Here is a 21,684-nt window from a genome sequence, read left to right as displayed (position 1 = left end):
TATTGACTAGATCCTATTCTTCATTTAATGCAAAATAACAGTGCAAAAATTAATTCTAATTCTAATTCTAATTTTATTTTAATTGAGATAGCTAAATGAATATATCCAAAATCAGTATTGCATCTATTTTTATTGCAAGTGCATTATTAAGTGGTTGCGCTAAAGAATCTTCTCGCTCTTTAGCTGTAGAAAAAGTTGCGACATATAATACTCAATATTCAGGTCCAAAAAGCCCAATATCAATAGGGAAATTCGATAATCGTTCTAGTTATATGAATGGTATTTTCTCTGATGGTGTAGATCGTTTAGGTAATCAATCTAAAACCATTTTGATGACACATTTACAGCAAACAGGTCGTTTTAATGTATTAGACCGTGCAAATATGCAAGAGCTTAAAGAAGAAGCTGGCATTAATGGTCAGTCTCAACAGTTAAAAGGTGCAACTTATGTGATTACTGGGGTGATGTTACTGAATTTGGACGAAAAGAAGTTGGGGATCGCCAGTTATTCGGTATTTTAGGTCGTGGTAAATCACAAGTAGCATATGCCAAAGTCAATTTAAACGTTGTTAATGTTCAAACATCTGAAGTGGTATTTTCTTCACAAGGTGCTGGTGAATATGAATTATCAAATAGGGAAGTGATTGGTTTTGGTGGTACCGCTAGTTATGACTCAACATTGAATGGAAAAGTATTAGATTTAGCCATTAGAGAAGCTGTAAATAACTTAGTTTCGGGTATTGAAAGTGGTGCATGGCAGCCAGCTAAATAAGGAAATACGATGAAAATTAAATTATTGGCAGTTATGGCCGGTGCGATTTTATTAAATGGCTGTGCCAATGAACCAAAACCATTATATAACTGGGATGGTTATCAAACAACGGTTTACCAATATTATCAACAAACAGAAACTAGCCCCCAAGAACAAATTCAAGCTTTGAAAAAGAATTTGGAAATGAGCAAAGCAAAAGGTTTGGCAACTCCGCCAGGGTTACATGCACATTTAGGGTTATTGTATTCAACAACCGGAGCGGTTGATCTTGCAATGCAAGAATTCACTGCAGAAAAAGCATTGTATCCAGAATCTGCGGCTTACATGGATTTTCTCATGAAAAATAAAGGAAAAGTAAAATGAAACATTTACTTATAGTCTGCGGATTGGTGATGACATGGTTATTAACGGGATGTGCTCAGCCAACTAAAGTTGATTACACGGCATTTAATCAAAGTAAACCAAAAAGTATTCTGGTGCTATTACCACAAAATAGTTCACCAGAGATACAGGCAAGTCATGGTTTATTATCACAAGCGACCTTTCCTTTAGCTGAGGCGGGTTATTATGTGTTCCCTGTTGCTGTTGTTGAGGAAACTTTTAAGCAAAACGGGATGACAAATGCGGGTGATATTCAGGCTGTTCCTCCAGCAAAATTACGTGAAATTTTTGGTAATGATGCGGTACTTTATTTGAATATCACTGAATACGGAACAAGTTATCAGGTTATTTCCAGTGATACTCGCGTTACAGCGGATGCAAAATTGGTTGATGCTAGAACAGGGGCGTTACTATGGAGTGGCTCCGCAACTGCATCGAGTGCTGAAAATAATTCCTCGTCAAATGGTATTATTGGGGCGTTAGTGTCTGCTGTTGTTAACCAAATCGTAGATACAATGACAGATAAAAGCTATGCAATTGCAGGTATAACAAGTGTTAGGTTATTATCTGCTGGTAAGCCTAATGGTATCTTATATGGGCCTAGATCACCTAAATACGGTAAAGATGCTCAGTAATTATTAATTATTTGAATAATGGGTAAAATAGGATAAAACTATTTTACCCATTTTATTTAAGTTAAATTAATGTATTTAATTATGTTGTTATATTAAGTATATGTATTTTTTACTAATGTAGTTAAACTAAACTTAATAAAATTAAACTCTTATTTAATAAATAAATTAAGACTGTGACTTGAGTCAAGTTGTTCCAGCCTCTCTTACTAATAATGTGATAGAGGTACAATATTATGACAATAGCGATTACTTTAGTAATACAACTGTTATATATATAATAGTTGTCGGTTGTACTAATTCCTCGTTGATAGGAGTCATAGTATGTTCTTGTTAAACGAATCTCTTATTTCAAGGTATTTCTTCTATATGAAGAAATGGTTCAATATTGATATCTCTTTAGCCTTCTTTTTCCCAAATAAATAACCTTTCTATTTTCCTTTCTTAAAGTTTTTTTAACTTATTTCACTATGGGTTAAATCTCTATTATTTAATGAAAAATTAAAGGTATTATCATGGCTAAAAGAATCGTAGAACCATTCCGTATTAAAATGGTAGAAAATATCCGTATTCCATCAAGAGAAGAACGCGAAGCGGCGTTAAAAGAAGCAGGATATAACCCATTTTTACTACCAAGCAGTGCGGTTTATATTGATTTATTAACTGACTCAGGTACTAATGCGATGAGTGACCACCAGTGGGCAGCAATGATTACTGGTGATGAAGCGTACGCAGGATCTCGTAACTATTATGATTTAAAAGATAAAGTGAAAGAGATGTTTGACTATGATTATGTCATTCCTGCTCACCAAGGTCGCGGTGCTGAAAATATGTTATTCCCTGTTTTATTGAAAGTAAAACAGGAACAAGGCGGTGCTAAAAAACCGGTATTTATTTCTAATTTCCACTTTGATACAACAGCAGCACACGTTGAATTAAACGGTTGTAAGGCAATTAATATTGTTACCGAAAAAGCCTATGACTCGGATACTTATGATGATTGGAAAGGCAATTTTGATATCCAAAAATTAAAAGATAATATTGCTGAGCATGGTGCAGAAAACGTTGTTGCAATTGTATCTACTGTAACTTGTAATAGTGCGGGCGGTCAGCCAGTATCAATGGCGAATTTGAAAGAAGTTTATGAGATTGCTAAACAACATAATATCTTTGTTGTCATGGACTCGGCTCGTTTTTGTGAAAATGCGTATTTTATTAAAGAGCGTGATCCTAAATATAAAAATTCGACAATTAAAGAAATTATTCTTGATATGTACAAGTATGCTGATGCATTAACGATGTCAGCGAAAAAAGACCCACTATTAAATATCGGCGGGTTGGTTTGTATTAAAAATGACGAAAAAATCTTCACACTGGCAAGACAACGCTGTGTTCCAATGGAGGGTTTCGTGACCTATGGTGGCTTAGCGGGTCGTGATATGGCCGCAATGGTACAGGGTCTTGAAGAAGGGGCTGGTGAAGAATATCTGCATTATCGTATAGGGCAAGTTAAATACTTAGGCGACCGCTTACGCGAAGGTGGTATTTCAATTCAATATCCTACAGGCGGGCACGCAGTATTCGTCGACTGTAAAAAACTGGTTCCACATATTCCAGGTGACCAATTCCCTGCGCAAGCTGTTATAAACGCACTTTATTTGGAGTCTGGTGTTCGTGCGGTTGAAATTGGTTCATTCTTATTAGGCCGTGATCCTGAAACGGGCAAACAAAAACATGCAGACATGGAATTTATGCGATTAACTATTGCGAGACGCGTATATACCAATGACCATATGGATTACATTGCAGATGCTCTCATTGGGTTAAAAGATAAATTCGCAACTCTGAAAGGTCTTGATTTCGAATATGAACCACCAGTATTAAGGCACTTTACTGCAAGATTAAAACCAATTAAATAATAGGTCGTTCTTATGGTTCCCGTGCAATGCGGGAGCCTCATCCTTATTCTTAAGGTAAACACCATGAATAATTCGGCAGCCAAAAAAGAACCCTCCATAATGGTAGGGGGTTTTGTGCTAGGCGGTGCCATGATAGGGGCGGGTATGTTTAGTTTGCCCACTATTATGGCTGGAGCTTGGTTTATTAACTCTGTAGTTATCTTGTTAGTTGTTTGCTTTTTTATGTTTCATTCAGGGATTTATATTTTAGAATGTATATCGAAATATGGATCAGGAACGAATTACTTTTTCATATCTAAAGAATTATTACCAAAATGGGCATGCTATATAGCTAATATGGCATTAATATTTGTACTCTACATATTAATATATGCCTATATATCAGCCGCAGGTTCAGTGATTAAAGAAGCCGCCGCCATTTATGGATACAACATCAACTTAAGGTTAATATTTATTATCTTTACATTAATATTAGGTGCGAGTATTTGGTGGAGTGGCGTTGGAGCAAGCCGTTTAACATCATTATTTTTATTTATTAAAATAGTTTTATTTATTTTGGCTTTCTCTGGGTTATTTTTTATTGTAAAAACAGATTTGTTATTAACTTCACCGGTTGAGGGCGGACAAACAGCATTGCTACCTTTTGTCTTTATTATTATCCCCTATGCAATTACTTCTTTTGGTTATCATGGGAATGTTTGTAGTCTATATAAGCTTTATCATGAGAATGAAAGAAAGGTTGTTAAGAGTTGTGTTATCGGTTGTGTATTAGCACTGGTTCTCTATTTTCTTTGGATCATGGGGACAATGGGAAATCTACCACGGGCAGAGTTTTTAACAATTATTAATAAAGGCGGTAATTTAGACGCATTTATTGAATCATTATATGCAGTGCTGAATAGCAAAAATATTGCGACATTCTTACTGTGGTTTTCTATTAGTGCTGTATTCTGTTCATTCTTAGGTGTCGCAATTGGGTTATTTGATTACATTCTTGCTTCGCTAAATTTTAAAGATAACCCATCAGGTAGAATGAAATCTGCATTATTATGTTTCTTGCCTCCTCTTATTCTTTGCATGTTATTCCCAAATGGTTTTTTGATCGCAATAGCTTATGCAGGTATGGCGGCATGTATATGGGCGATTATTTGCCCTGCAGTTATGGCATTAAAGGTAAGAGAGCGTTTTCCTGAATCTAAATTTAAAGTGTGGGGCGGAAAGGGGTTAATCTATGCCGTAATCGCTTTTGGTGTCTTTGGTATTATTTGCCAATTGTTAGCGCAGTTTAATTTGTTACCGATATACCGTTAATTTTTCAAAATACAAGCTGTAAAATAACTGCAAAGGTACAGTGAGGGTTCGCTGTACCTTTTTTCTGTCCAACAATATGGCTGACTGTAAGCTAGTATTGAAATATGACCGTTTTTTTAAAGTACATTTTAATATTTTGTCCTTGATAAATAATGGGTTTAAAGGTCATTTTTTTAATCGCTTTCACCGCTTCTTCTTTAAAACCTAAATCAGGGATCTTGTTGTTTAATATTTCAACGGATTCAACTTGGCCATCTAATCCAACTAATAACCGAATTTGTATTTTAACCACTTTTGTATAGCCTAAGGAGCGAGCCTCTTTTGGATACTTAGGGGTCGCATCCTGTAAAATTGTATAGGAAATACCACTCGAACCGAGTGCGGTATAACTTCCATCACCATTAGCCGCGAATTGGTTATTACCCGATAATATATTATTCCCTTTACCACCTTGACTACTTTCTGAAGTTGATGAGGTGGTGACAGAATGATTTTTAGCAGCTGAATTGGATGGTGTTTCTTTAGCTGTTTCTAGTGAGTCTTGCTGTGTTTTATGGCTTATTTTATTGGCAATAAGCTGATTTTCTGTGTTATTTCGAGTGTCATTGTTCAGTAATTTACTTTGTTTTTCTTGTTTTTTTCCTTGTACGGGCTGACTGATCTCCGGTTTTATATTTACTTTGGTTTTCTGTGTGAGCAAAGGTGATTCAATTGTATTATCAACGGGGACATTAACAGGAGTTAATGAATTTTTAAGTTGGGTTTTTGAGGGTATTTTACTTTCATTAGGTTGAGACTTGCTAAGCTGCTTCAATTGCGAAGCAGCTTCAGCCTTCGAGGAGGATTCTGATATAACTTCTTGTAATTGCGCTTGTCTCTTACTACTCTGCTCTCCTGAGCCCCCAGCGGAGCCCATTGGTCCCCCTAGAGATAGCGTTATCGTTTCCTCACCTTCGACCATAGGTACCGCCCTACCTGCTTGTAGGGCGATAAACATAATGGCAATGATATGGATAACGAGTGACAGTGCTAAAGCAAGTTTATAACGAAAAAACGGGTTTATAGTCACTGAAACATTTCCTGTTTAAATCAATAGGTGGCTTTGATACCTGCAAAGAATGAGCGCTCATTTCCAGGAATCAATGAGCCGTAGCCTGCAGTAACATAGTCGTAGTAAGTTTTATTCATTAAGTTAGTGACCCCACCATATAATTCAATGTGTTCAATCGGTGTGTAACGAACACTCAGGTCAATGAGCTCACGTGATTTAACAACGCCATCTTCTTCTTTATTGGCATCAGAAAGGAAGTTATTGTACGAACCATAATAGGTGTACTGAATATCTCCTGATAAATCCTCAGTAAAGTCGTATTTTACTTTTAGTTTAACGGAGTGCTCTGGCACTTTAGTTAAACCACTTTTCGTGTAATCAATGGTGTTTTTGCCGTTTTCTTCCAAGAATTGGCGGCCATGGTTGTTATAATCAGAACGTCCTCTGAGCCATGAATATGATTCTTGGAAGGTGAAATCACCGAGCGTTTGCTGGAAGTCAACATCGGCTCCCCAGCGGCGAGTTTTCAACAAATTCATTGTCTTCGCATCATTGACGCTAGTGAGATAAATGCGATTTAACTGATTATTTGTATTGGATGTCCAGAACGTGACATTGACAGTACTAAACGCTAATTTGTCTCTTAAGCCGACCTCAAATAAGTCATATTTCTCATCTTCTGCCTTAGTCGGCGTGTAAATTTTTTCACCATTAACGACCGATTGGTCACTGATTTGCAAGCCATCGGGAAGGGTGTAGCCTCGTTCATATCGCCCATAAACTCGACCTGTATCGCGATAAAGGTAAGCGAGAGAAAGTTCTGCAGCGGTATTCCAACGGTCTGAAGTACCTGATCCATTTACAGTACCGCTTTTATCAAATGACCATTCAGCCAATTCACGTCTTAGCCCTTGAGTAAAAACAAATTGATCTGATTTCAGGCTGTTAAGGACATAAATTGCCTTTGTGGTTTTATCATAATCGAAATTATGAGGAACCCCATAATATCGGCCTTTACTGTCCTTTTTATAGCTTCCAATATAATGAATAGAAGCCTTTTGTTTGGAATAATCTATGCCCAAAAGTAGGTTACTATCATCAAGATAGCCGATATCTAATTTGATTTTTGTTCCGTGGCTTTTTTGATTAACTTTTTGTTCCCAGTTGGCATTGTTAGTATAAAAACCATCAGTGTAGAAAACATCAGTAGCAAAATTGAGTTTATCCGTAAATGCATTTTGGTAACTTAAATTATAGCTATCGACCTCGCGGTCACCAGTCAAATAACCGCTGATTGTTTTTTTAATTAACTTACCATTTTCATCAATACCGACAGTGACGGTTTTGTCTGGTGGAACGTAGTCTTTACCATACTTTTTGATATTACGTGATGTGAGCGTTTTTACGTATTGGGAACTTTCAGTGAGATGGCTTCCTCGCAACATCAGGCTTTGATCTGAAGTGAGATCCCATCTTCCACCTAATGAATAATATTCTGAATTACGGTAGGTATCTTTATAGTAAAGGTCACGATTTAGTTTACTGGCTGTGCCTAAAATTGAAAATTTATCATTAACCCGCGCTCCCAAATTAGCATTTAAACGGTATCCTTCTGAGTTCCATTCAGATAAAACACTTGTTTTGGGATTAGCCATACCTCTCAGGTTAGACGTGATATTAATGACTCCACCTGCAGTCCCTGAGCCGTAAATAACGCTTCCACCACCGGGAATGATTTCAATACGCTCAAGTTGTTCAACGGGAATAATATCGTAGTTAGTGGTGTAAGGGTGATTTGCTAATGTGGTAATTGGAGCCCCATCAAGTAATACTTGTAGGTTACGTTGTGAGGTTTCAGCCCCTTGTCCTCGCAAGTCTATATTACCTTGCCCAGAGGTATCGACACTAATACCAGGAACGGATTTAAGCACATCAGAGATTGTGCGATTTCCTTTACCTTGAATATCTTCTTTTGAAATAACAATAATTTGCTTGGTATCTCGTAAACGTTCTATTTCAACGTAGTCAGGCCTTGCATAACTATCTTGTAGCTCAATTGCATCGGTAGCATCTTGAAGCTGCGATGATTTAAGCTCTTTATTGGCTGCATGAGTTGTAAAAGAAAGTGTTGATAAAATAATGAAACAAATAAAATCTGGCTTAAATTTAACCATATTGTTTCCAACGGAGGAAATGTTTTTCATTGGAGTCGGTTTGCCTTTTTGTAATGATAATGCAAATGATAATCAATCTTATTATATTATTATTGATTTCAAGATCAATTAATTTAAACCAATTTATTCTATGCCTAATTATTTGATTTAAGTGGAAATAAATTGTTGACTTAGGTGGTATATGTTACTGAGGGGATGGTAGCTTTTACGTCAGGATAGACATGAAAATAGTATTCTAGATGGTTCATTTACTCAGGTTGGATTCTTGTATTTAGCGATCTACTTCAAATTACTCACATTAATCTCAAATTTTTAATTTTCTCTGATTCCCAAAATCAAATAGTAACCCCCTTGAAATATAAGTATTTTTACCTATTTAGGATAAAGAACAACCAAATCTAGCGGTTAAAATATTTTCCTATAACGCCGATAAAGTTAAATATTGTCAGATTATCCCACCAAAAGAGAAATTCTATGCAGAAACTTCGAAATTACTCAATTCGCACTGTGGTCTTCGTATTGTTAAGTATTTTGTGTCTGATCTTGGGGGGAACGAATGTATATAGTGGTTGGTCACTATCACGCATTGCTGATGGAAACGATATTGATAGGCAATTAGTACAACAAATGACGGTGATCAGTCAGGGAAATGACCAATATTTCCGTTTTGTTACACGGTTAACCCGGGTAATGGAAAGTAAAGGTGAAGGAAAAACAGTGGACTATGGCCCCGTCAGAGAGGCAATGTCCAATATGGAAAAATATTTAGAGCAGATGAAATTGATTTCCCCAGGGCCAATGACTCCTGAAATTGCAGAGCAGGTAATTAGCAGTTGGCAAGCACTACTTTATGATGGGGTAAAGCCTCAATTAGCCCTTAGTATGGAAAGTGATACCAATAAATATTTGTCCCACGCCCATAATGTCACTCCCGCATTGAGCCGAGCTTTTGGTTCTTCAATTCAAAAATTCAACCAGACAGCAGAAGAGTTGATTAGCCAAGCTCGAAATCATGTTGATAACGTGATGGATATTACGCGAGTGGTTATGATCATTACTGCAATATTAGGGATCTTCATGCTCATTTTTACGGATCGCTATATGGCAGAGATGATGCAAAAACCACTAGGTTTACTGAGACAGCATTTTATTGATATCGCAAAAGGTGATTTAAGCCATCCTGTACAGTCATTTGGAAATAGCTGTGTAGGAAAATTATTTCCAATACTTGAAGGGATGAGAAAAGATTTAAGTGAATCGGTCAATACAATCCGGCAAGGAAGTGACAATATTTATTTGGGAGCAAGTGAAATCTCAAACGGTAATAGCGACCTTTCATCTCGAACAGAAGAGCAGGCCGCTGCGTTAGAAGAGACGGCAGCGAGTATGGAGGAAATTACAGCAGCAGTTCAACTGAATATGGAAAACACACTTCAAGCTAATCAGCTAGTCGGTGAAGCGTTCGTGGTCGCTAATAAAGGGAATAGCATTGTTGATTCAGTTGTCGTTACTATGAGCGAAATATCCCAAAGTTCACAAAAAATCGCAGATATCATCAACATGATTAACGATATCAGTTTCCAAACTAATATTTTAGCGCTCAATGCTTCTATCGAAGCGGCTCGTGCGGGTGTGCATGGGCGCGGTTTCATGGTGGTCGCTGCAGAGGTACGTAAGTTAGCGAGCCATAGTGCAGAAGCAGCGATGGAAATTGAACGGTTAATTGCAGACTCAGGAACTTGTGTACAAAAAGGAACTGGTTTGGTGAACGAGATGGGCAAAACGATGGAGCATATTTTACAAGGAATCAATGAGGTGACAGCAATTATGGAGCAAATCACCGTAGCTTCAGAAGAGCAGAGCAAAGGAATCGCCCAAGTTGGAGTCGCTATTACACAGATGGACAGTGTTACGCAGCAAAATGCCTCTTTAGTTGAGCAAGTGGCTACAGCAGCCAACTCATTAGCACAGCAAACTCAAGACCTACAACAAGCGGTTCAGAAGTTTAATCTATCTGCGGCTTGATAATAAAAAGCCCTCACTGCATTACAGTGAGGGCTCACAAAAATACTGCATTAACCGACTAGGATTAGTTCATGCCGTATTTTTTCAGTTTCTTACGCAGAGTGCCGCGGTTGATACCCATCATCAGGGCTGCACGGGTCTGGTTCCCACGGGTATATTGCATAACCATGTCCAACAAAGGCTGTTCTACTTCAGCCAATACCAGCTCATATAAATCATTAACATCTTGATTATTTAATTGAGCAAAATAGTTCTTCAGTGCTTGCTTGACTGAGTCACGTAACGGTTTTTGAGTTACTTGATCTTGTGAATTTACAGTAGCAACGGTTAGTACGTCAGAATTTACGCGTTGTTCGAACATAGTTCTGTCAGCTCTTATCTTTATTTACGCAAAAATTTTCAAAAAATGCCTCCAACACCTCCAGCTGTTCGCTGGCATCCTCAATGGTGTTGAATGAGCGCCGAAACTGGTCATCAGGTGCATGTTCTTTCAAGTACCAAGAAACATGTTTGCGCGCAATACGGGCTCCTTTGCCTTGACCATAAAAGTCGTGCAATTCCTGTACATGCGCTAGCATAATACGTTGTACCTCTGCCATAGGCATCGGTGGCAATATTTCACCTGTGTCCAGATAATGCTGGATTTCCCGGAAGATCCAGGGTCTTCCCTGAGCCGCTCTGCCTACCATCAAGGCATCCGCCCCTGTGTAGTCTAAAACAGCTCTGGCTTTTAGCGGGTCAGTAATGTCGCCATTGGCAATAACCGGAATGGTAACAGTCTGCTTAACTGCCCGAATATTGTCATATTCAGCTTCCCCATTAAACAGACAGGCTCTAGTTCTGCCATGAATAGTGAGAGCTTGAATGCCGCAATCTTCGGCCAATTTGGCAATCTCTATGCAGTTTCGCTCTTCAGGTGACCAGCCTGTGCGGATCTTAAGGGTAACTGGCACATCCACTGCTTTGACGACACCTTCAAGAATCGATTTCACGATTTCTGGGTAGCGTAGCAGTGCCGAGCCTGCAAGCTTACGATTCACTTTTTTAGCTGGACAGCCCATGTTGATATCGATGATTTGAGCGCCACTCTCAACGTTGATTTGAGCCGCGGCAGCCATTTCATCGGGATCATTGCCAGCTATTTGCACTGAACGAACCCCAAGTTCATCGCGATGAACCATTCTGAGTCTAGATTTGTCGGTCTTCCAAACTTGAGGATTAGAAGAAAGCATCTCTGATACTGTCATCCCAGCACCCATGTCATAACAGAGTGACCTAAACGGTTTATCTGTAATGCCTGCCATGGGGGCAGCAATAAGACAGTTTCTCAACTGATATTGTCCGATTCGCATAACTAAATGGGGGCCATACTGTGACTGCAAGGGCGCGTATATTACGCATTTTTTACGAGATATGAAAGGACAAACTTTGAGCAAACGGTTATTTATCACTAATTTTTTTATCTTGCAGGTTTGCAATTATAAAATTAGTTATATTTAACAAATAGTTAAGTTGGTTCCATAACGATTTATTAAAATAACTGTTGTGCTGTTCAAATCTCGTGCAGAACAGATTATCGCCAGCTATTGAGCAATATTTGAGCTATAAGATAATCTATTCTGGCGTTGTTTTCAAAGAAATTATTCTCTGATTTTAATAAAAAAAATCACTAAAAATGCTTGACACCCGTAATCCGGCACCATTCTTCTTTTTCAGCGACAGGGTCAATGTCAAAAGTTGAACGGTATGCATCCGCAACACTTTCAGCTTGACTGGCGAGTACACCAGAAAGACCTAATAACCCACCCGGACGTGGTAGTACACTAATCATAGGGGCAAGTTCGCGTAATGGGCCAGCAAGGATGTTAGCAACCACGACATCGGCTTGTAAGTCATTAGGTTGGTCTTTCGGTAAGTATAGGGATAAACGCTCTGAAACACCGTTACGTTGCGCATTATCGCGGCTTGCGGTGATAGCTTGGGGGTCGATGTCGATCCCAATCGCATGAGCGGCACCTAATTTTAATGCAGCGATCGCTAAAATTCCGGATCCACAACCAAAGTCGATCACGGTTTTACCTTCGAGATCAAGGCCGTCTAACCATTGAAGACATAATGAGGTGGTTGGATGTGTTCCAGTACCAAAGGCGAGACCAGGATCTAACATCACATTAACCGCTGTTGGATCGGGTACATCACGCCAGCTTGGGCAGATCCATAAACGTTCTCCAAAGCGCATTGGATGAAAATTATCCATCCACTCTCTTTCCCAATCTTTGTCTTCTAATTGTTCGATTTTATGGATAAAACCCGTGCCCAGTAGAGGACTATTTTCTAGTTGAGCGACGACAAGTTTCATGTCGGTTTCTGCATCGTAGAGCCCGATAACATCGGTATCACCCCAAAGACGTGTTTCCCCTGGAAGTGGCTCAAACACGGGTGTGTCATGGCTATCTTGAAAAGTGACGGATACCGCCCCTGTTTCGATTAACTCATCGCCAAGGTTTTCAGCATCTTTTGCAGTTGAGTTTAGTCTTATTTGTATCCAAGGCATTGTTTTTTCTCTTCTAAAATGCTCGTCATTCTTCACGCCATAGCGTTGTTGGCTGCGCTCACTAACCCTAGTCACATACTGGTGTATGCTCCTAGGGATTAGCTCGTTTGCCGCCTATCTATGACGCGAATTATCTAGAGCATTGCATTTGTTCATTTACATTAGGTAACGCCAAATTCACCTATCAGTAGATAGGAATCAGTGAGTGCTAGTTACCTGTTCGTTTGCTGGTGATTGTACTGGATTTTTGCCAAAAAGATTACCGACAAAAAAGGCAATAAGACTAAAAATCAGTGATGGGACGATAGCGTGAAAGCCCATGATTTCAATTTTAAAACTTGCCAATATGGCATAGCTGACGCCACCGACGACCATACCACTGATTGCACCTGTTCCATTGGCTTTTTCCCAATAGAGCCCGAGGACTAATGGCCACAAGAAAACGGCTTCTAAACCACCAAAAGCCAGTAAGTTCAGCCAGATAATCATTTGAGGCGGGTTCCATGCTGCAACTAAAAGCAACGCACCTAAGACCAAAGTGGAAAGGCTAGAGATCCGCGCAAGACGCTTTTCATTTTTGATTTGCTTTGGCACAGTGTTCAGATAGATATCTTTTACGATGGTCGCTGAGGATTGCAGCAGTTGTGCGTTGATCGTCGACATAATCGCAGCCATTGGTGCTGCAAGGAAGATCCCTGCTGCGAAAGGTGGCAGAACTTGTACCATCAAGGTCGGGATCACTTGGTCTGGGATCGTGAGGTCAGGTAAAATTGCGCGACCGAGAGCGCCTGCAAAGTGCATACCAAACATCAGCACTGCCATGACGATAGTTCCCAAAATAATGCCGCGGTGAACCGCTTTACTGTCTTTATATGAAATACAACGTACTGCGGTGTGAGGTAAGCCTATCACCCCAAAACAGACCAAAACCCAAAATGACGCTAAAAATGGCCCGCTTAAAATGTCATCTGCACCTTCAGGCGATACCAATTTCGGGTCTATGCTATGCATTTTTTCTATTGCAGAGGGTAGACCACCGGCATGGTAAATAATCGCCACTAGTAGGATCACCGTGCCTAATAGCATCACTAGCCCTTGCAGTGCGTCATTTAATACGCTAGCTCTAAACCCACCAATTGCGGTGTAGAGTGCGATGGAAACCCCAAAAATTATTAACCCGTAAGTATATGGAATACCTGCTGCTGTTTCTAATAAGCGCGCACCACCAATAAATTGCACTGTCATGGCACCAAAAAAGGCAATGAGCAGGCTAACACTGGCAAACCACACTAAAAATCGGCTTTGGTAGCGTGCATACAGCATATCGTTGAGCGTAACGGCATTATAGCGACGCGCCAAAATAGCAAATTTTTTACCAAGTACGCCGAGAGAAAGCCAAATAGCAGGCAGTTGGATCATCGCCAATAGCACCCAACCTAGGCCATATTTATAGGCAGCTCCCGGCCCACCAATAAAAGAACTCGCACTAATATAGGTAGCGGTAATGGTCATCGCAAGGACAAAGCCGCCCATTGAACGATTACCTAAAAAGTATTCATTTAAAAACTCGCCTTTTGTTCGTTTTTTATATGCATAAATGGATAGCAAAAAGACGAGAGCTAGGTAGCCGACGAGAGGCAGGAGAACTTCAATCTGCATCATTCTCCTCCAGAGAGATGTCTTTAAAAATCAGTTTAACCATCATAATGCAGAGCAAAATAAAAATGATGGGTAAGATGAGACAAGACCATTCAAACCACAGTGGTAGCCCTGTAACTCCAAGTGTATTGTCCGGCAGGTAGGCACTAATAACCCAGCCGACTAGATAGGCGATAGTCAAATAAAATGACCAGCGTGCTTCTTTATTTGATTGAAGAAAACGTTTATCCACCCGTTATTCCCCTTCATTTCCATAAAAAAATAATCAGCAATTGTACGATAATCCGTGGGCTGAGTGTGAAAAATAGCAGAAGAAAAGTGCAATAAAGCGTATTTAGCATAAAAAAATACCGTAACGCAGCGCGTTACGGTATCGATTAACGATGAGTTAAACAGGTTATCGCTGACTTATTCAGCAATACCCAGTTTTTTCTCTAAATAGTGGATGTTAGTTCCGCCTTTTTGGAAATTTTCATCGCTCATAATCATTTGGTGCAGTTCAATATTGGTTTTAATACCATCGACGATAAGTTCGTTTAACGCATTTTTCATACGAGAAATAGCGATTTCACGAGTTTCACCATAAGTAATTAATTTACCAATCATTGAGTCATAATACGGAGGTACAGTGTAGCCTGCGTAAATATGAGATTCCCAACGTACGCCAAAACCACCAGGAGAGTGGAAACGGGTGATTTTGCCCGGGCTTGGGATGAAGGTATTCGGGTCTTCTGCGTTGATACGGCATTCCACAGCATGGCCGTGAACCACAATATCTTCCTGCTTCACTGATAATGGTAACCCAGATGCAACACGCAGCTGCTCTTTAATCAAGTCTACACCAGTGATCATTTCAGTGACTGGGTGCTCAACTTGAATACGGGTATTCATTTCGATGAAGTAGAACTCACCGTTTTCAAATAAGAATTCGAAAGTACCTGCACCGCGATAACCGATTTCAATACACGCATTGGCACAGCGCTCACCGATATTGCGGCGAATTTCAGGTGTAATACCTGGAGCTGGTGCTTCTTCAACCACTTTTTGGTGGCGACGCTGCATTGAACAGTCACGCTCAGCCAAGTAAACCGCATGGCCTTGGCCATCAGCCATGACTTGAATTTCAATATGACGTGGGTTTTCAAGGAATTTTTCCATGTAAACCATATCATTATTAAAAGCGGATTTCGCTTCAGCACGCGTTAGGTTGATAGAAGATTCTAAATCTTTCTCATTACGTACCACACGCATACCACGACCACCACCACCACCAGATGCTTTGATGATGACAGGGTAGCCGATACGTTTCGCGATGGCTTTATTTTTTTCAGTGTCGTTCCCTAATGGGCCATCAGAACCCGGAACGCAAGGTACACCGGCTTTTTTCATCGCGTTAATGGCAGAAACTTTATCACCCATTAGGCGGATGGTTTCAGCTTTTGGACCGATAAAAACAAAACCTGAGTTTTCAACTTGTTCTGCGAAATCTGCATTTTCAGCCAAGAAACCATATCCTGGGTGAATTGCTTGCGCACCTGAAATTTCCGCTGCTGAGATAATCGCAGGGATATTTAAGTAACTTTTCGCTGATGCTGCTGGGCCGATACAAATTGTTTCATCAGCCAGTAACACGTGTTTTAGATCGCTATCTGCCGTAGAGTGAACCGCTACTGTTTTGATGCCAAGTTCTTTACAGGCACGCAAAATACGTAATGCGATTTCTCCACGGTTAGCAATAACAATTTTTTCCAGCATGGAAACGCCTCGTTATTCGATGACAACTAATGGCTCGTCAAATTCTACTGCATCACCGTTTTGCAACAGAATGGCTTTAACAACGCCTGCTTTATCTGCTTCGATTTGGTTCATCATTTTCATCGCTTCAACGATGCAAAGTGGATCACCAACGCTGACCGTTTGACCAACTTCGACAAATGGCTTCGCTTCTGGGCTTGGTGCGCGGTAGAAAGTACCGACCATTGGTGAGCGAACTTGGTGACCTGCAACTGCGGCTGGTGCAGCTGGCGCTACCATTGCTTCAGATGGTGCAACTGCATTAGCCAGAGCAGGTTGTTGTGCAACCGGTGCTGAGTAATACTGTTGAGGTGCAGCCATAACCTGAGCAGCAGGTGAAACGCGGCTGATACGTACTGACTCTTCCCCTTCAGAAATTTCCAGTTCAGAAATGCCAGACTCTTCGACCAGCTCGATCAGCTTTTTAATTTTACGAATATCCATGGATATGATTCCGTACTCTTATATTTGGATTGAATTAATTAGGCGCAGACGGTTAACCGCTGCCTGTAAAGCAAAACTATAACCATCAGCACCTAGACCACAAATTACACCGATAGCTTTATCGGAGAAATAAGAATGTTGGCGAAATGATTCCCTAGCATGCACATTAGACAGGTGGATCTCGATAAACGGGATACTCACCGCGAGTAATGCATCACGTAGTGCAACACTGGTATGTGTGAATGCAGCCGGATTGATGAGGATAAAATCAACATCATGACGTGCAGCATGAATTTTATCGATGAGTTCAAATTCTGCGTTTGACTGAAAATGACTCAGTTTTACTCCTAGCGGGTTTGCCTCTGCCTCGAGCTTGGATACGATATCAGCAAGAGTTTGGTTGCCGTATTTATCAGGTTCCCGTGTACCTAGCAGGTTCAGGTTTGGCCCATTCAAGAGTAAAATGTGAATATCTTCTGCCATTATGCTGCTAACTCCGACGATATTATCAATAGCCCGACAACATAACGCGATGCTAAGCGTTTGTCATCTTTTATCATAAAAATAAATGGATTTTCTACTGACAAAGTCCGTCATTATAATTATTTCGTGACATATAGCAGCAAAATACTGGTCTTATCAGAGAAATTACCCGAATTTATTTTTGAAAATGTGCGGTAATCCCTATTTAGGCGGGAGTACCGCAATAAATGCGTTACTCCGCTAGTAGGTTAACTAGCGTACGCCCAGTGACTTCATTTTTTAAGAGTTTTTTTGCATATTCGACACAATCTTCTAATTTAATCTCATTGCTGACTTGCTCATAGAAAGCCGCGGGGAGAGTATCTGCAAGGCGCTGCCATACTTTAGCGCGACTTGCAGCAGGGTAGTAAACAGAATCCACACCTTGAAGGCGAACATTACGTAAAATGAATGGCATGACGCTAGTTGGTAAGTCGAAGCCACCGGCTAAACCGCAGGCAGCAACAGTACCATTATAGTGCGTTTGTGCAAGAAGATTGGCGAGTAATTCACCGCCTACAGTATCAATCGCCCCTGCCCATAGCTGTTTGTCTAATGGCTTAGCAGGGTGAGTGAAATCACTGCGAGGTAATACTCTCTTGGCACCTAAACTTTGCAGGTAACTGCTGTTTTCTTCTCGACCTGAAATCGCGACAACCTCATAACCCAGTAGAGACAGTAATTGCACGGCAGTACTACCAACACCACCGCTAGCGCCACTCACGATGACTTCGCCTTTATCTGGCGTCACACCCGCTTCTTCTAAAGCGTTTACGCAAAGCATAGCGGTAAAGCCAGCAGTGCCAATAACCATCGCTTGCTTTAAAGATAAATTCTCTGGAAGAGGCGTTAAATATTTAGCCGGAACCCTTGCTTGAGACGCTAAACCCCCCCAATGCGTTTCACCAACCCCCCATCCAGTCAGTAGCACATGTTGGCCAACTTGGAAGCGTGGGTCTTCACTGTGGTGGATCACGCCTGAAAAATCGATACCAGGTACCATCGGATATTGGCGAACAACTCCCGCCTTTCCACAAATGGCTAACCCATCTTTATAATTGAGTGTGGACCAATGAATATCGACTATAATATCACCGGCCGGGAGCATTTCTGTCGTTAGAGGTTGAATGCCAGAGATAATTTTATCTTCCGATTGTTGCAGGATGAGAGCTTTCATCTTTCACTCCTAATAAAATGATTAAATATGTACTTTAAAAGTGCCTAAAATTTGCGGGTAATTCATTGACGTAGTGACAGTGTTTAAGCTATTAATATTGTAATTAATTTGTAAAAAATAATTTTTTTCTGGCATAAATAGGCTTTTATCATGCAAAATATCGCATCTCGACGGATTCATTTTGCGTATTGACATAAATTTGCCGCGTTTTTGGTAGATAATAGAGCGAACACCCAGCGAATTCACCCAATTTGTATTGGAAATAGCCAGTGTGTAGCAATAATAAAAAGAACTAAATAATATTTGAACTTGTTGCCCCAATAACTTGTCACACTGGGAAGAAAAAGATGGAGTATATAACAACCAAAGAGTAGATGTTTTTCTGTATAATTTTATCCTGTAGGTAAAGAATACAATTAATATCTATTTTTGGGGTTTTTATCTGCTTCGTTTACATAAGAAGCATGTACAGTACGGTACGTGAAAAATAGATGAATTAACCATATTTATAGAAGCAGCTCATTAACGCCTTGAGGCAGCTTCAAGTGGTTGGTAGAGTAGACGGGTTTAAATTCGTCCCCAGCTTGCAGGATAACTCTTTCGTTATGTTTAAAAAATTTCGTGGCATGTTTTCTAATGACCTGTCTATTGACTTGGGTACGGCCAATACCCTTATTTATGTCAAAGGACAAGGCGTAAAATTAAATGAACCCTCTGTAGTTGCTATTCGTCAAGACCGCTCTGGATCGCCAAAAAGCGTTGCTGCAGTCGGTGGTGAAGCGAAGCAGATGCTGGGACGTACACCAGGCAATATTTCGGCAATCAGGCCAATGAAAGACGGTGTTATCGCTGACTTTTTCTTGACTGAAAAAATGTTACAGCACTTCATCAAACAAGTTCATAGTAACAGTTTTTTACGCCCTAGTCCGCGAGTCCTTGTTTGTGTGCCTGTTGGTGCAACACAAGTTGAGCGTAAAGCCATTCGTGAGTCCGCGCTAAGTGCGGGTGCGCGTGAAGTCTTCTTAATTGAAGAGCCGATGGCTGCAGCTATTGGTGCTGGGTTACCTGTATCAGAAGCTACAGGCTCAATGGTTGTTGATATTGGTGGTGGTACGACAGAAGTCGCTGTTATTTCTTTAAATGGCGTTGTTTACTCTTCTTCGGTACGTATTGGTGGTGACCGTTTCGATGAGTCTATCATTAACTATGTACGTCGTAATTACGGCTCGCTGATAGGTGAAGCGACAGCAGAACGCATCAAACATGGAATTGGTTCTGCTTTCCCAACCGATGAAGTTTACGAGATTGAAGTTCGCGGTCGTAACCTTGCTGAAGGTGTGCCTCGCGGATTTAAAATGAATTCCAATGAAATTTTAGAAGCATTGCAAGAACCCCTGACAGGAATTGTCAGTGCGGTAATGCTAGCACTTGAACAGTGTCCTCCTGAACTAGCCTCAGATATCTCAGAACGCGGTATGGTCTTAACGGGTGGTGGCGCGCTTCTTCGTAATTTAGATCGCTTATTGATGGAAGAAACGGGTATCCCGGTTATTGTTGCAGAAGATCCACTAACTTGTGTCGCGCGTGGCGGCGGTAAAGCGTTAGAAATGATTGATATGCACGGTGGCGACCTGTTTAGCGAAGACTAAATGGCCTTTTAGAAACGGTTGGGGAGGTTCTCCAACTGTTTCGACTATTTTTTGTTCCTCTGACATTAGCGAAACTTAGCCACACATGAAGCCAATTTTTAGGCGAGGTCCATCCCTACAGTTACGCATATTTTTTGCGGTAATCATTGCACTTGTACTGGTGGTGATTGACCATCGTTTTGAGCCTTTCAATAAAGTCCGTAACTACTTAGACACGGCGGTTAGCCCATTCTATTTTTTAGCGAATGGCCCACGCCAATTTCTAGATAATATTTCGGAAAGTTTCTCTTCAAGAGAACAACTGCAATTCGAAAACAAAGCCTTACGACAAGAGCTATTACTGAAAAAAGCGGACAACTTGCTTTTAGAGCAACTTAAGCAGGAAAATGCACGCTTAAGGGAGTTACTTGGCTCACCACTTCGCCAAGATGAACACATGATGGTAACGCAAGTTATTTCAGGCGCGAATACGCCATATCGTGACCAAGTGGTTATAGATAAAGGCAGTAATGAAGGCGTTTATGAAGGGCAGCCTGTTATTAGTGATAAAGGTGTTGTTGGCCAAGTGGTTGGGGTAAGTAATTTTAATAGCCGTGTCCTGCTAATTTGTGACACTACCCATGCATTGCCTGTGCAAGTATTACGTAATGATGTTCGTGTGATTGCAGCCGGTTCTGGATGTGCTGATGATATCCAATTAGAACCGTTACCTGAAAATACCGATATTCGTGTTGGTGACGTCCTTGTCACGTCAGGGCTAGGGGGGCGTTTCCCTGAAGGTTATCCAGTAGGGGTGGTCTCTGCCGTAAAACACGACACACAACGAGCGTATACCATCATTAGCGCGAAGCCGAGCGCCGAATTGCAGCGTTTACGTTACCTTCTGTTATTATGGGGAAATGATAACGACCCTAAAACGCCACTACAGCCTTCGGAAGTCTATCGGGCAGCAAATGAACGCTTAATGAAAGTATTGCCGCAAGTATTACCTAACCCGAATGAAATTCAGGGGCCTCCATTGCCACCCTCAATGGCTCCGACGTCACAACCATAAGTAGAGGAAACACAGTATGGTTATGGGCAAGAGAGTAAATTAGCATGGATGAGTATCGTGGAAATGGCCGCGCCATCATTTGGTTATCGTTTTTTATTGCCTTGATTTTGCAAGTCATGCCTTGGCCGGAGCAACTCAGCTTTTACCGGCCATCATGGCTTCTGTTGATTCTCACTTATTGGGTGATGGCGCTACCACACCGTGTGAGTGTTGGCACGAGCTTTATCTTAGGGATTATCGTTGATTCCATTCAGGGTTCAGCACTGGGGGTACATGCCCTCTCTTTTAGCATTATTTGCTATCTCGTCTCTTATAAGCACCAGTTGTTGCGTAATATGGCGCTGTGGCAGCAAGCGTTGGTGATTATGTTGCTGACTATCATTCAGGATCTTGCTGTTTTTTGGGCTGAATTTTTATCATCACAAGTATTATTCCATCCGCAAGTATTTTGGAATAGCTTAGTGAATGGTATTCTATGGCCATGGCTATTTTTGCTTTTACGTAAAACTCGTCGGCAATTTTCAGTATGTTAGCATGTTAGTTGTCACTCTGACTGGGAATACAGT

General features: G+C 40.7%; 19 protein-coding genes and 1 pseudogene. 9 read left to right on the top strand and 11 right to left on the bottom strand.

From position 1 onward, the window contains the following. Positions 1-95 precede the first annotated feature (95 nt). The 5 genes and pseudogenes from P3L37_RS16040 to P3L37_RS16020 all read left to right on the top strand — a co-directional run bounded on the left by P3L37_RS16040 (position 96) and on the right by P3L37_RS16020 (position 5,015). Positions 96-772: pseudogene (locus tag P3L37_RS16040) on the top strand (CsgG/HfaB family protein). Between the two features lie 9 nt (positions 773-781). Beyond that, complete coding sequence (locus tag P3L37_RS16035) at positions 782-1,135, top strand: DUF4810 domain-containing protein (RefSeq protein ID WP_004908184.1); 354 nt, start codon at positions 782-784, stop codon at positions 1,133-1,135. Beyond that, the gene (locus tag P3L37_RS16030) at positions 1,132-1,788 is read left to right on the top strand and encodes a DUF799 domain-containing protein (RefSeq protein ID WP_004908185.1); all 657 of its coding nucleotides are present in this window, start codon (positions 1,132-1,134) and stop codon (positions 1,786-1,788) included. Before P3L37_RS16035 ends, P3L37_RS16030 begins: the two co-directional genes overlap by 4 nt. 512 nt (positions 1,789-2,300) lie before the next feature. Then, entirely contained in the window at positions 2,301-3,704 is a 1,404-nt protein-coding gene (locus P3L37_RS16025; RefSeq protein ID WP_004908186.1) for a tryptophanase, read from the top strand. A 63-nt stretch (positions 3,705-3,767) separates the two neighbouring features. Beyond that, positions 3,768-5,015, top strand: a complete 1,248-nt coding sequence (locus P3L37_RS16020) for an aromatic amino acid transporter (protein WP_004908187.1) — start codon at positions 3,768-3,770, stop codon at positions 5,013-5,015. Between the two features lie 91 nt (positions 5,016-5,106). Here P3L37_RS16020 and P3L37_RS16015 read toward each other — a convergent pair whose 3' ends face one another. Together P3L37_RS16015 and P3L37_RS16010 are read right to left on the bottom strand one after the other, a co-directional pair. Further along, the gene (locus P3L37_RS16015) at positions 5,107-6,084 is read right to left on the bottom strand and encodes an energy transducer TonB (protein WP_272667406.1); all 978 of its coding nucleotides are present in this window, start codon (positions 6,082-6,084) and stop codon (positions 5,107-5,109) included. A 20-nt stretch (positions 6,085-6,104) separates the two neighbouring features. Then, entirely contained in the window at positions 6,105-8,240 is a 2,136-nt protein-coding gene (locus tag P3L37_RS16010) for a TonB-dependent receptor (RefSeq protein ID WP_272667404.1), read from the bottom strand. A 474-nt stretch (positions 8,241-8,714) separates the two neighbouring features. Between P3L37_RS16010 and P3L37_RS16005 the strand changes: the two genes are divergently transcribed. Further along, a complete protein-coding gene (locus tag P3L37_RS16005; protein ID WP_110731668.1) occupies positions 8,715-10,265 on the top strand; it encodes a methyl-accepting chemotaxis protein in 1,551 nt (516 codons plus the stop codon). A gap of 64 nt (positions 10,266-10,329) precedes the next feature. Here P3L37_RS16005 and fis read toward each other — a convergent pair whose 3' ends face one another. The 9 genes from fis to P3L37_RS15960 all read right to left on the bottom strand — a co-directional run bounded on the left by fis (position 10,330) and on the right by P3L37_RS15960 (position 18,415). Continuing rightward, positions 10,330-10,626: a DNA-binding transcriptional regulator Fis gene (fis, locus tag P3L37_RS16000; protein WP_004258438.1), complete on the bottom strand. Its 297-nt coding sequence runs from the start codon at positions 10,624-10,626 to the stop codon at positions 10,330-10,332. Between the two features lie 7 nt (positions 10,627-10,633). Further along, positions 10,634-11,617, bottom strand: coding sequence for a tRNA dihydrouridine synthase DusB (gene dusB, locus P3L37_RS15995; RefSeq protein ID WP_004908195.1), 984 nt, complete (start codon positions 11,615-11,617; stop codon positions 10,634-10,636). 317 nt (positions 11,618-11,934) lie between these two features. Further along, complete coding sequence (prmA, locus tag P3L37_RS15990; RefSeq protein WP_004908197.1) at positions 11,935-12,819, bottom strand: 50S ribosomal protein L11 methyltransferase; 885 nt, start codon at positions 12,817-12,819, stop codon at positions 11,935-11,937. Positions 12,820-13,017: 198 nt separating this feature from the next. Next, positions 13,018-14,478, bottom strand: coding sequence for a sodium/pantothenate symporter (gene panF, locus P3L37_RS15985; protein WP_004908200.1), 1,461 nt, complete (start codon positions 14,476-14,478; stop codon positions 13,018-13,020). Next, entirely contained in the window at positions 14,468-14,710 is a 243-nt protein-coding gene (locus tag P3L37_RS15980; protein WP_004908202.1) for a DUF997 family protein, read from the bottom strand. Before P3L37_RS15980 ends, panF begins: the two co-directional genes overlap by 11 nt. A 176-nt stretch (positions 14,711-14,886) precedes the next feature. Beyond that, the gene (accC, locus tag P3L37_RS15975) at positions 14,887-16,233 is read right to left on the bottom strand and encodes an acetyl-CoA carboxylase biotin carboxylase subunit (RefSeq protein WP_004908205.1); all 1,347 of its coding nucleotides are present in this window, start codon (positions 16,231-16,233) and stop codon (positions 14,887-14,889) included. Between the two features lie 12 nt (positions 16,234-16,245). Beyond that, entirely contained in the window at positions 16,246-16,716 is a 471-nt protein-coding gene (gene accB / locus P3L37_RS15970) for an acetyl-CoA carboxylase biotin carboxyl carrier protein (RefSeq protein ID WP_004908206.1), read from the bottom strand. Between the two features lie 18 nt (positions 16,717-16,734). Next, a complete protein-coding gene (gene aroQ / locus P3L37_RS15965) occupies positions 16,735-17,199 on the bottom strand; it encodes a type II 3-dehydroquinate dehydratase (protein WP_004908209.1) in 465 nt (154 codons plus the stop codon). A gap of 232 nt (positions 17,200-17,431) precedes the next feature. Then, positions 17,432-18,415, bottom strand: a complete 984-nt coding sequence (locus P3L37_RS15960) for an oxidoreductase (RefSeq protein WP_109911671.1) — start codon at positions 18,413-18,415, stop codon at positions 17,432-17,434. Positions 18,416-19,020: 605 nt separating this feature from the next. Between P3L37_RS15960 and P3L37_RS15955 the strand changes: the two genes are divergently transcribed. The 3 genes from P3L37_RS15955 to mreD all read left to right on the top strand — a co-directional run bounded on the left by P3L37_RS15955 (position 19,021) and on the right by mreD (position 21,651). Next, complete coding sequence (locus tag P3L37_RS15955; RefSeq protein WP_004908213.1) at positions 19,021-20,064, top strand: rod shape-determining protein; 1,044 nt, start codon at positions 19,021-19,023, stop codon at positions 20,062-20,064. A gap of 85 nt (positions 20,065-20,149) precedes the next feature. Then, positions 20,150-21,118 (top strand): rod shape-determining protein MreC, encoded by a 969-nt coding sequence (mreC, locus tag P3L37_RS15950; RefSeq protein ID WP_109911672.1) that lies wholly within the window; start codon positions 20,150-20,152, stop codon positions 21,116-21,118. 44 nt (positions 21,119-21,162) lie between these two features. Then, positions 21,163-21,651, top strand: coding sequence for a rod shape-determining protein MreD (gene mreD / locus P3L37_RS15945; protein ID WP_004908217.1), 489 nt, complete (start codon positions 21,163-21,165; stop codon positions 21,649-21,651). The last annotated feature ends 33 nt before the right edge of the window (positions 21,652-21,684 follow it).

Origin of the sequence: Providencia sp. PROV114, assembly GCF_032704305.1 — a bacterium.
GTDB classification, from domain to species: Bacteria; Pseudomonadota; Gammaproteobacteria; order Enterobacterales; family Enterobacteriaceae; genus Providencia; species Providencia rettgeri.
The sequence above is the reverse complement of the archived record's forward strand: the minus strand, read 5'-3'. Positions and strand labels throughout refer to the sequence as shown.